Source organism: Bradyrhizobium sp. (assembly GCF_035652035.1).
Taxonomy (GTDB): Bacteria; Pseudomonadota; Alphaproteobacteria; order Rhizobiales; family Xanthobacteraceae; genus Bradyrhizobium.
This window is the reverse complement of sequence record NZ_DASREO010000064.1, coordinates 1-9,924: the sequence shown is the minus strand read 5'-3', so window position 1 is coordinate 9,924 and position 9,924 is coordinate 1. Positions and strand designations below refer to the sequence as shown.

The 9,924-nt window shown below is 61.1% G+C and carries 11 protein-coding genes; 2 read left to right on the top strand and 9 right to left on the bottom strand.

Translation table 11 applies throughout. From position 1 onward, the window contains the following. The 5 genes from lepB to rpoZ all read right to left on the bottom strand — a co-directional run. Positions 1 to 678, bottom strand: a 678-nt coding sequence (gene lepB, locus VFB05_RS17005) for a signal peptidase I (protein ID WP_325014035.1), incomplete at its 3' end; no start/stop codon positions are given. A gap of 364 nt (positions 679 to 1,042) precedes the next feature. Further along, a complete protein-coding gene (gene acpS, locus VFB05_RS17000) occupies positions 1,043 to 1,462 on the bottom strand; it encodes a holo-ACP synthase (RefSeq protein ID WP_325014033.1) in 420 nt (139 codons plus the stop codon). Continuing rightward, on the bottom strand, positions 1,459 to 2,220 hold the full coding sequence (locus VFB05_RS16995) for a pyridoxine 5'-phosphate synthase (protein ID WP_325014031.1): 762 nt from the start codon (positions 2,218 to 2,220) through the stop codon (positions 1,459 to 1,461). Before VFB05_RS16995 ends, acpS begins: the two co-directional genes overlap by 4 nt. 111 nt (positions 2,221 to 2,331) lie before the next feature. Next, positions 2,332 to 4,620, bottom strand: a complete 2,289-nt coding sequence (locus tag VFB05_RS16990) for a bifunctional (p)ppGpp synthetase/guanosine-3',5'-bis(diphosphate) 3'-pyrophosphohydrolase (RefSeq protein ID WP_325014029.1) — start codon at positions 4,618 to 4,620, stop codon at positions 2,332 to 2,334. A 316-nt stretch (positions 4,621 to 4,936) separates the two neighbouring features. Beyond that, positions 4,937 to 5,329, bottom strand: a complete 393-nt coding sequence (gene rpoZ / locus VFB05_RS16985; RefSeq protein WP_298260009.1) for a DNA-directed RNA polymerase subunit omega — start codon at positions 5,327 to 5,329, stop codon at positions 4,937 to 4,939. Positions 5,330 to 5,685: 356 nt separating this feature from the next. On the opposite strand from rpoZ, the gene VFB05_RS16980 reads away from it, so the two are divergent. Further along, entirely contained in the window at positions 5,686 to 6,318 is a 633-nt protein-coding gene (locus tag VFB05_RS16980; protein WP_325014026.1) for an NYN domain-containing protein, read from the top strand. After that, positions 6,296 to 6,973 (top strand): uracil-DNA glycosylase, encoded by a 678-nt coding sequence (locus tag VFB05_RS16975; RefSeq protein WP_325014024.1) that lies wholly within the window; start codon positions 6,296 to 6,298, stop codon positions 6,971 to 6,973. Before VFB05_RS16980 ends, VFB05_RS16975 begins: the two co-directional genes overlap by 23 nt. Here VFB05_RS16975 and VFB05_RS16970 read toward each other — a convergent pair. The 4 genes from VFB05_RS16970 to dapA all read right to left on the bottom strand — a co-directional run bounded on the left by VFB05_RS16970 (position 6,970) and on the right by dapA (position 9,494). Then, on the bottom strand, positions 6,970 to 7,545 hold the full coding sequence (locus VFB05_RS16970) for a peroxiredoxin (RefSeq protein WP_325014022.1): 576 nt from the start codon (positions 7,543 to 7,545) through the stop codon (positions 6,970 to 6,972). The two genes, VFB05_RS16975 and VFB05_RS16970, sit on opposite strands and share 4 nt — an antisense overlap. Before the next feature lie 105 nt (positions 7,546 to 7,650). Beyond that, the gene (gene smpB, locus VFB05_RS16965) at positions 7,651 to 8,124 is read right to left on the bottom strand and encodes an SsrA-binding protein SmpB (RefSeq protein ID WP_325014020.1); all 474 of its coding nucleotides are present in this window, start codon (positions 8,122 to 8,124) and stop codon (positions 7,651 to 7,653) included. Between the two features lie 13 nt (positions 8,125 to 8,137). Next, the gene (gene mscL / locus VFB05_RS16960; protein ID WP_325014018.1) at positions 8,138 to 8,551 is read right to left on the bottom strand and encodes a large conductance mechanosensitive channel protein MscL; all 414 of its coding nucleotides are present in this window, start codon (positions 8,549 to 8,551) and stop codon (positions 8,138 to 8,140) included. Positions 8,552 to 8,603: 52 nt separating this feature from the next. Beyond that, positions 8,604 to 9,494 (bottom strand): 4-hydroxy-tetrahydrodipicolinate synthase, encoded by an 891-nt coding sequence (gene dapA / locus VFB05_RS16955; RefSeq protein ID WP_325014016.1) that lies wholly within the window; start codon positions 9,492 to 9,494, stop codon positions 8,604 to 8,606. Between the last annotated feature and the right edge of the window lie 430 nt (positions 9,495 to 9,924).

The window sequence follows — 9,924 nt, the reverse complement described above, 5'->3', positions numbered from 1 at the left end:
GCGAATCGAGAAAAAGATCATCTGAGCCTTACCGACCAGGTTCTCGAACGGCACGTAGCCAAACACGCGGCTGTCGCTGGAATTATCGCGATTGTCACCCATCATGAAGAAATCGCCCGGCGGCACCTCGTAGACGTTCGTGTTGTCGGGAAAACCGGAACTGTCGACGCAATCAAGCGATTCGTAAGTGACACCGTTCGGCAGCGTCTCCTTCCATCGCTTCACCCGCGCGGTCGCCTCAGACCGGCCGCAAGGATCCTCGCCGACGAAATCGCTCAAGCGCTCGCGCTTGACCGGCGTGTCGTTGATGTAGAGCAGGCCGTCTTTCATCTGGATGTGATCGCCAGGCAGGCCGATCACGCGCTTGATGAAATCGGTCGACGTGTCGTTGGGCGGGCGAAACACGACGACATCGCCACGCGTCGGCTCGGAGCCGAAGATGCGGCCGGAAAACAACGGCGGCGAAAGCGGAAACGAATAGTGGCTGTATCCGTAGGAATATTTCGAGACGAACAGATAGTCGCCGACGAGAAGCGTCGCCTTCATCGAACCCGAGGGAATGTTGAAGGGCTGGAACAGGAAGGTGCGAATGACGAGCGCGATCAAGAGAGCATGAATGACGACGCGGATGGTCTCGCCCAGGCCGCCTTCGGATTTGGTGGAGGATGTCACGCTCATGGATTCCCTAAACGTCCTGCTTCTCGGTCTCCGCTGCGCTGGTGGCGCTGATGAAAACGCTTCCCACACGCGAGCAGCCATTCGCTTGCCGCGTCAACGGATTGCACTAGTGGAGTGGATTTGACATTCGCTCCCCGCCTGGCCGCGAGTTCGTAAAGCGAATGTCAAATCGATCACCAGCCTTCTGATGTGGCGGCCGGCCTAACGGAACTCGAGCTACGAATCCGCTCAGACGGCGAATAATCGTCAGCCGCGGTTGTAGACGGTTGTTATGGGTGGCGCAATCAACGGCTTGGTCAAAATTTCATAAGCCACTGACAAATATGACATTTTAGTTTCATAGCCGCCCTGCACCCCGTGCAGGCTAGGCTTTGCGCGCATCATGGGCCGAAATGATGACGAACGCCTGGGCGAGCGGCCAATCGTCGGTGATGCTGAGGTCGATTCTGGCCTCGAAACCGACCGGTGTCATGGTCTCCAGCCGGGCCAGCGCCCCGCCGGTCAGAAGCATGGTCGGCCGGCCGCCCGGCAGATTGACGACGCCCATATCGCGCCACCAGACGCCCTGCCGGATGCCGGTTCCGAGCGCTTTGGAACAGGCCTCCTTGGCGGCGAATCGCTTGGCATAGGTTGCCACGACCATGTTCTCGTTCTTGGCGCGACGCTCGGCTTTGGCGCGCTCGGCATCGGTGAAGATCCGATCGAGAAAACGGTCGCCGTGGCGCTCGATGACCTTGGCGACCCGGCGGATGTCGATCAGGTCGGAGCCGATGCCGATGATCATGTGCCCGCCGCTTTCCGGCCCCGATCCATCGCAGCCCGCATCTGACGAACCGTTTCGCCAAGGCCCACGAACAGGGCCTCACCCAGCATGAAGTAGCCGATATTGAGTTCCGCGATTTCGCCCAGGGTGGCGATCTTTTCCGCGGTGGCGTAGTCGAGGCCGTGGCCGGCATGCACCTCGAGACCCGCCGCTCGCGCCAGCGCGGCACCGGCGACGATACGCTTCCATTCCGATTCGGCCTTGGCGAGGTGACCGTCGACCACCGCATCGCACCAGGCGCCGGTGTGGATTTCGATGACCGGCGCGCGCAACCTGGCCGCCATCTCGATCTGCGCCGGGTCGGCCGCGATGAACAGCGACACCCGGATCCCGGCATCGTTCAAACGGGCAATGAACGGCGCCAGCGCGTTATGCTGTCCAACCACATCAAGACCGCCTTCGGTGGTCAGTTCTTCCCGCCGCTCCGGCACCAAGCACACGGCATGAGGCTTGACCGCAAGCGAGATCGTCATCATGTCGGCGGTCGCCGCCATCTCGAAGTTCAAAGGCTTCGAGATTTCGGCCTTCAGCCGCGCCATGTCCGCGTCGCGGATGTGACGGCGATCTTCCCGCAAATGCGCCGTGATACCGTCGGCGCCGGCCTCGATCGCAAGCAGCGCCGCCCGCACGGGGTCGGGCCGCGTCCCTCCCCGCGCGTTGCGAAGGGTCGCGACGTGATCGACATTCACTCCGAGGCGTATCGGCAAGACAGTGGGCATTTTCGACTCATGAACCCGTTGATCCCAATCGTCATGCCCGGACTTGATCCGGGCATCCATCTTACTTGAAAAGGATGGATTGCCGGGTCAAGCCCGGCAACGACGCATCACTTACCCGTTGACGCGCTCGACCCGTGCCACCACGGCCTTGGCGCGCAATTGGGCGATAATAGCGCTGAGATGCTTGAGGTCATAGACCTCAAGATCGATGGTGAGCTCGGTGAAATCGGGTGAGCGGCGTGCCATGTGGATATTGTCGATATTGCCGTCGTGCTCCGCGATCACGGTGGCGATCTGGGCGAGGCTTCCGGGTTCGTTGACGTTGTCGACCAGGATTCGCGCCGGAAAGCGCTGCGGCGTGCTCTCGTCGACATCCCAGCGCACATCCAACCAGCGCTCGGGCTGTTCCTCGAAATCTTTCAGCGCCGGCGACTGGATCGGATAAATCGTGATCCCCTCACCCGGCGAGATAATGCCGACAATGCGGTCGCCCGGCACTGCGCCGCCGTTGGGGGCGAACTTGACCGGCAAGTCAGAATTGATGCCGCGGATCGGAATGGCCGAAAGGTTTCGTCCGGTCCCATCAGGTGCTTTCAGTTTCAGCTTATCGGCAAGGCCCTTCTTGCCGCCGTAGCGCGCAACCCGTTCTTCCTTGTAGTCGGGATACATCGCGCGGGCGACGTTGGAGGCCTTCATCTCGCCGCGGCCCACGGCCGCCATCACATCCTCGACCGAGGCCCGCGCCAGCCGCGGCAGCGCGCCCTTCAGCTTGTCGTCGGCATATTGGATCTTGGCGCGCGCAAACAGCCGCTCGACCAGACGGCGGCCGAGGCCGGCATATTGGTCGCGCACCGCGGTACGCGTCGCCCGCCGGATCGCGGCCCGCGCCTTACCGGTCACCGCGAGCGATTCCCAGGCCGATGGCGGCGACGATTGGGCGTCGGAGGTCAGGACCTCGACCTCATCGCCGTTCTGCAATTCAGACGACAGCGGCGCGAACTTGCCGTTGATCTTGCACCCGACCGCGCTGTTGCCGACGTCGGTATGCACGGCATAGGCGAAGTCGATCACATTGGCCTGCCGCGGCAGCGCGATCAGCTTGCCCTTCGGCGTGAAGCAGAACACCTGGTCGTGGAACAACTCGAGCTTGGTGTGTTCGAGAAACTCTTCCGGATTGGCGCTGTCGGACAGGATCGCAATGGTGTGCCGGAGCCAGGCGAAAGCAGAGGATTCGCGTTTGAGTCGCTCAGTTGGCGATCCCCCGCCGTCCTTGTAGAAGGCGTGCGCGGCGATACCGAGTTCGGCGACCTCGTCCATGTCCTCAGTGCGGATTTGCAGCTCGACGCGCTGCTTGCCTGGACCGATCACCGTGGTGTGGATCGAACGGTAGTCGTTCTGTTTCGGTGTCGAGATGTAGTCCTTGAAGCGGCCCGGCACCACCGGCCAGGTCGTGTGCACGACGCCGAGCGCCCGGTAGCAACACTCGACATCCTTGAGCACGACGCGAAAGGCGAAAATATCGGAAAGCTGCTCGAAGCCGACCGACTTGCGCTGCATCTTGGTCCAGATCGAGAATGGCTGCTTGCGGCGGCCATAGACACGCGCCCTCAGGCCGTTCTTCTGGAGGTCTTTGGAGAGCTGGCTTTCGATCTCGCCGATCAGATTGCGGTTCTGTTCAGCAAGCGAATCGAGCCGCTGCCGCACCACCGAATAAGCTTCCGGATCGAGCGTCTTGAACGAGAGATCCTCGAGCTCCTCACGCATCTCCTGCATGCCCATGCGCCCTGCAAGCGGCGCATAGATGTCGAGCGTCTCCTCGGCGATGCGATGGCGCGAGGCCGGCGGCACGAACTCCAGCGTGCGCATATTGTGCAGGCGGTCGGCGAGCTTGATCAAGAGCACGCGCACGTCGTCGGAAATCGCGAGCAGGAGCTTGCGCAGGTTCTCCGCCTGCTTGGCTTCGCGCGATACGAGTTCGAGCCGCTTCAGTTTGGTGAGGCCCTCGACCAGCGCGCCGATTTCCTGGCCGAACACGGAATCGATTTCAGCGCGGGTCGCTTCCGTATCCTCGATGGTGTCGTGCAAAAGCGCGGCGACGATGGTTGCGTCGTCGAGCTTGAGGTCGGTCAGAATCGCCGCGACCTCCAGCGGATGCGAGAAATAAGGATCGCCGGATGCGCGCACCTGCGAGCCGTGCGCCTTCATCGCGTAGACGTAAGCGCGGTTCAGGAGGTCTTCGTTGGTATCGGGATTGTAGGAGCGGACGCGCTCGACCAGATCATATTGGCGCATCATGCGCGCGCGGGACTTGGCCGGCTTCGCCTCGACGGCCGACGACGGCGCCACCGAGACCGAACTCGCGGCTTGCATCTGCTCCGTGCTCTGGCGCCGATACGCCATTGGGTCAACACCTCTGCAAGCGAACCCAAGAGGCTTAGGGTCCGCTCCCCGTATGATCCAGATAATGTAGTGGGCTCCCCGGCCGGACGTCACCCTCGCAAGGCAGGCCCGGCCGTCAAGAACACGACAATAGTCTAACGAGAAACCGGCGCACGTCAGCTTAAAATCGGAAAAGTTGGTGCCACGATTCGGTGTCCCGGTTTTGCGGCCGGTAACCATAAATGGTGGACCAAAAAAGAAGGCCCGGAGCTGGCTCCGGACCTTCTTGGATTGAATAGGGCAGCAGGACTAAAGCCTGCGACTCAATCTAAACAACTTACTCGTCTTCTTCGGGCTGCTCTTCCGGCGGCGCGAGCCCCTCAAGACCCTTCAGGAGTTCTTCCTCGGTCATGCGCTCTATCGCGACCTCGGTATCATCGGCATCGACGCTCGCGCCGGCCGACCCGATCAATGGAACCGTGTCCGGCTCAGGCTCGTCGACCTCAACGAACTTCTGCAAGGAATGAACCAGCTCTTCGCGCAAATCCTCGGGAGAAATCGCCGAATCAGCGATCTCGCGCAGCGATACAACCGGATTCTTGTCGTTGTCGCGATCGACCGTGAGTTGCGATCCGGACGAAATCATACGGGCGCGGTGCGCGGCCAAAAGAACCAGATCGAACCGGTTGTCGACCTTATCAATGCAGTCTTCTACGGTGACGCGAGCCATCGACTGTCGCTCCGCTAAAGGGGAAGGAATATGTTGGTTAAGCTGGCGTAGTTATAGGCGCAAAGGCCGTTTCGCAAGATTAATTTGTGATTTGGCCTACCTAATTTGCCCTGATAACCCCAAATTTGGGACAGGCGGCCGGGCGCTTTTGAGCCATCGCGATATCGGGGCGGACAAGAAAACGCTTCATTGCGTTGACAAAAGTCCATTTCCGGTTGTTTCGACCTACCTTTTTTTCCGGCGGTGTCTGGACATCGGCATGGCTTCGGCAGCATCGTTAGAAGATGCGCGAAGCGCCGCAGCCGCGCCAAGAAGAATACCGGGAAACCCTTGTGAGAACCCTGTGAGAACTCTGAATGTCACCCGCTTCCAATAAGATCGCGCTCTTTATCGATGGCGCCAACCTCTATGCCACCGCCAAGACCCTCGGCTTCGACATCGACTACAAGCGCCTTCTGAAGGAGTTCCAAAGCCGCGGTACATTGGTCCGCGCCTTCTACTACACGGCGATCATCGAGGATCAGGAATACTCCTCGATCCGCCCCCTGATCGATTGGCTCGATTACAACGGCTACACCGTCGTCACCAAGGCGACGAAGGAATTCATCGATGCGAGCGGGCGGCGCAAGGTGAAGGGAAATATGGACATCGAGCTCGCTGTCGACGCAATGGAGCTGGCCGAGCACGTCGACCAGATGGTGCTGTTTTCCGGCGACGGCGACTTCCGCTCGCTGGTAGAAGCGGTGCAGCGCCGGGGCGTGCGGGTCACCGTGATCTCGACGATTGCGAGCCAGCCACCGATGATTGCCGACGAATTGCGCCGCCAGGCCGACGTCTTTACCGATCTGGTCGAGCTGCAATCCAAGCTGGGGCGCGACCCGTCGGAACGCCCCGCTCCTCGCGAACCGCGCCATCACGCGCCGCAGTTCCTGCAACGGGCGACGACGCTGGCGTCGAGGGGCGGCGATGGCGACGACTTCGACGACTAGCCCTGCTCGGGTCAAAGCGGCCGCCCCAATATCCGAGCCCGACCGCGACTGCCAGCTCTGCCCCAGGCTTGCCGCCTTCCGCAACACCAACCGCGCGCAAAAGCCGGACTGGTTCAACGCCCCGGTTCCCTCCTTCGGGGACCGGAACGGACGGCTTGCGATCGTTGGCCTTGCCCCGGGCTTGCAGGGCGCCAACCGAACCGGCCGCCCGTTCACCGGCGACTACGCGGGTGACCTCCTCTACGCCACCCTGATCGAGTATCGTTTTGCGTCGGGCGTCTATCAGGCCCGGCCCGACGACGGCATGACGCTGGTCGACTGCCGCATCGTCAACGGCGTGCATTGCGTGCCGCCCCAAAATAAGCCCCTGCCCCTCGAGATCGCCAACTGCCGCCCGTTTCTGATTGCGGCCATCGAAAGCATGCCAAAGCTAAAGGCCATCGTCGCGCTCGGCCGCATCGCCCATGAAACCACGGTCAAGGCATTAGGCCTTCGCGCCTCATCCGTCCCGTTTGCGCACGGCGCCGTCCACGAGGCTGGCCGGTACCGCCTTTATGACAGCTATCATTGCTCACGCTACAACACGAATACCGGCGTGCTCACGCCCGAAATGTTTCGAAGTGTATTCGCGAAGGTGCGCGCCGATTTAGCTTAAGCCGGGTTGTCCTTCAGCCACGCCAGCACATCACCCGCGTTCCGGTCCGGCGGAAACACCGGGTAGAAGACGTGGATGATGCGGGCGTCGTCAATGACCAGCGCGAGCCGCTTGATCAAGACGAGACCCGCGACCTCCATGGTCGGCAGCTTCAATGCCCGCGTCAGCTCGAGCTTCTCATCGGACAGCACCGGAAACGGCAAATGCAGCCGCGAAGCCATCTCGGTCTGGTAGGCATTACTCTGCGTCGACAGGCCGAACACATGCTGGCTGCCTGCCGCCTTCAGCTCCGCGAACAGATCGCGAAACGAACACGTCTGCGGCGTACAACCCCGCGCGCCCGGAATCATGTCCCAATCGTCGACCAGCGAGATCTTGCCTGGCTCGCCCGTGCGCGGATAGGCGAACACGACGCTCCGGCCTTTGAGCGCCGAAAGCGTGACCGAGGTGTCGTCGGTGGCCACAAGGCTGACTGGCGGGATCATCGCGCCCTTGAGATGATCGGCCGCACCATCGTCCTTTGGCGCGGGAATCTTGCTCCAGTCGACTTCAAGCAGGTTTTTCTGATTCATTTGCCCATGTCTCCTTTCGTCATTGCGAGGAGCGACAGCGACGAAGCAATCCAGTTTTGTCGATTCCAAGCGGACTGGATTGCTTCGCTGCGCTCGCAATGACGGCTACCCACGCGCCCGCATCAGGCGGCTCTTTTCCCGGCCCCAATCGCGCTTCTTGGCGCTCTCGCGCTTGTCGTGCAGCTTTTTGCCCTTGGCGACCGCCAGCAGCAACTTGGCGCGGCCGCGCTCGTTGAAGTAGAGCTTCAACGGGATCAGCGTCATGCCTTCGCGATCCACCGCTCCCATCAACTTGTTGATCTGCTTGCGGTGCAGGAGCAGCTTCCGAGGCCGCTTCGGTTCGTGGTTGAAGCGGTTGGCCTGCAGATATTCGGGGATATTGGCGTTGATCAGCCAGATCTCGCCGTTCTTGGAATCGGCGTAGGATTCCGCGATCGTCGACTTGCCGCTGCGCAGCGACTTGACCTCGGTGCCCGTCAGCGCAATCCCGGCTTCGACCGTGTCATCGACCGCATAGTTGAAACGGGCCTTGCGGTTCTCCGCAATCACCTTGATCGGACGTTCTTTCTTCTCGGCCACTTAACTTTCCGATCTACCCCTTCTTCAGGAGGTCGCGAATTTCGGTCAGGAGCACGACTTCCGCGGAGGGTTTCGGTGGCTCGGCGGGAGCCGCCGCTTCCTTCTTCTTAAGCTGGCTCATCAGACGTATGACGATGAAAAGCACGAAGGCGACGATGATGAAATTCACCGTCAGTGTAATGAAGGTGCCGTAGGCCAGCACCGCGCCCTGTTTCTTCGCATCGGCAAGATTCGTTGCCGTCACGTTTTTCGACAGCGCCAGGAAGTAGTTGTTAAAATCGAGGCTGCCAAAGGCGCCGATCACCGGCATGATGATGTCGCCGACCAGCGAATTGACGATGGCGCCGAAGGCCGCGCCGATGATCACGGCGACCGCGAGGTCGACGACGTTGCCCTTCATCGCAAAGTCGCGAAAATCCTTCAGCATGTGCAGGCCCCTTTAATTCAGCGGCATGAACGCTTGTCGGCCACGCCACAAATCAGTTGATCAAACCCGCATGCACCATCGCGTTGCGAACCGCAACGCGCGTCGGCTCGGAGACCGGCACCATCGGCAAACGCAATTTCTCTTCCATCTTGCCGAGCAGCGACAATGCGTACTTGATCGGCGCGGGGTTGCTTTCGATGAAGAGATTGGTGTGCAACGGCATCAGCTTGTCATGGATGCGAAGCGCGGTCGTGTGGTCGCCCTTCTGCCAGGCCTGATGGAATTCCGAACACAGCCGCGGCGCGACGTTCGAGGTCACCGAAATGCAGCCATGGCCGCCATGGGCCATGTAGCCGATGATGGTCGCATCCTCGCCCGAAAGCTGGTTGAAGTCTTCGCCGAGCTGCGCGCGCTGTTGGGAGACGCGCACCATGCTTGCGGTGGCGTCCTTGACGCCGGCGATGTTCTTGAGCTCGAACAGCCGCGCCATGGTGTCCACGCTCATGTCGATCACCGAGCGCGGCGGAATGTTGTAGATGATGATCGGGATGCCGATGGCGTCGTTGATCGCCTTGAAATGCTGGTACAGGCCTTCCTGGGTCGGCTTGTTGTAGTAGGGCGTCACGACGAGCACCGCATCCGCGCCTGCCTTCTCGGCGTGCTCGGCGAGTTCGATCGCCTCCTTGGTGGAGTTCGAACCGGCGCCCGCAATCACGGGAACGCGGCCGTCGGCCTCGTCGATGCACCACTCGACGACCTGCTTGTGCTCGTCATGGCTCAGCGTCGGGCTTTCGCCGGTGGTTCCGACCGGGACGAGGCCGTTGGTCCCCTCCGATATCTGCCAGCTCACCAGGCCGCGAAAGGCCGCTTCGTCGAGCGAACCGTTCTTGAACGGCGTGACCAGGGCGGTGAAAGACCCGCGGAATTTCGTCTTCGCTGCCATGGACTTCTCCTTAACTCCGGAAGCAACTCCGGATGCGGCGTGGCCGCTCCTATCAGTAGTGAATTTAGCCATTCATACCGGGTATGATGGTTAGGCGAAAGTACGTAAAGCCGCCCCGGATATAGCCGCGACATATAAGAGCCGGCCGCGATTTTGCCGTGGTGGTGACGCAAACAAGGTCCTTACCCCGCGTATCGGGTGTTTTTTCCACATATTCAATGAACTAGACCTTTAACTTGAGGTCTTTCGTGATTCGCCGCAGAGGAATGCCGTGACCCGCTCCGCTCGCGCTGCCTTGCGTTCGACTGCCATCGTAACCACCCTGGCGACCGCGCTGGCGCTCGTCCTCGGCTCGCACGCCTTGGCGAACGAGACGGCGGCCAAACAGGAGGTGCCGGCGGCACAGCCGGCGGGCCAGAACGCCGCGTCC

Bases quoted from the DNA above. Each gene is read 5' to 3' on its own strand.
- acpS (WP_325014033.1), bottom strand. From the start codon at position 1,462: ATGATCATCGGCATCGGCTCCGACCTGATCGACATCCGCCGGGTCGCC.
- mscL (WP_325014018.1), bottom strand. From the start codon at position 8,551: ATGCTGAAGGATTTTCGCGACTTTGCGATGAAGGGCAACGTCGTCGAC.
- VFB05_RS16990 (WP_325014029.1), bottom strand. From the start codon at position 4,620: ATGGCGTATCGGCGCCAGAGCACGGAGCAGATGCAAGCCGCGAGTTCG.
- VFB05_RS16970 (WP_325014022.1), bottom strand. From the start codon at position 7,545: ATGAATCAGAAAAACCTGCTTGAAGTCGACTGGAGCAAGATTCCCGCG.
- VFB05_RS16980 (WP_325014026.1), top strand. From the start codon at position 5,686: ATGTCACCCGCTTCCAATAAGATCGCGCTCTTTATCGATGGCGCCAAC.
- dapA (WP_325014016.1), bottom strand. From the start codon at position 9,494: ATGGCAGCGAAGACGAAATTCCGCGGGTCTTTCACCGCCCTGGTCACG.
- VFB05_RS16995 (WP_325014031.1), bottom strand. From the start codon at position 2,220: ATGCCCACTGTCTTGCCGATACGCCTCGGAGTGAATGTCGATCACGTC.
- VFB05_RS16975 (WP_325014024.1), top strand. From the start codon at position 6,296: ATGGCGACGACTTCGACGACTAGCCCTGCTCGGGTCAAAGCGGCCGCC.
- rpoZ (WP_298260009.1), bottom strand. From the start codon at position 5,329: ATGGCTCGCGTCACCGTAGAAGACTGCATTGATAAGGTCGACAACCGG.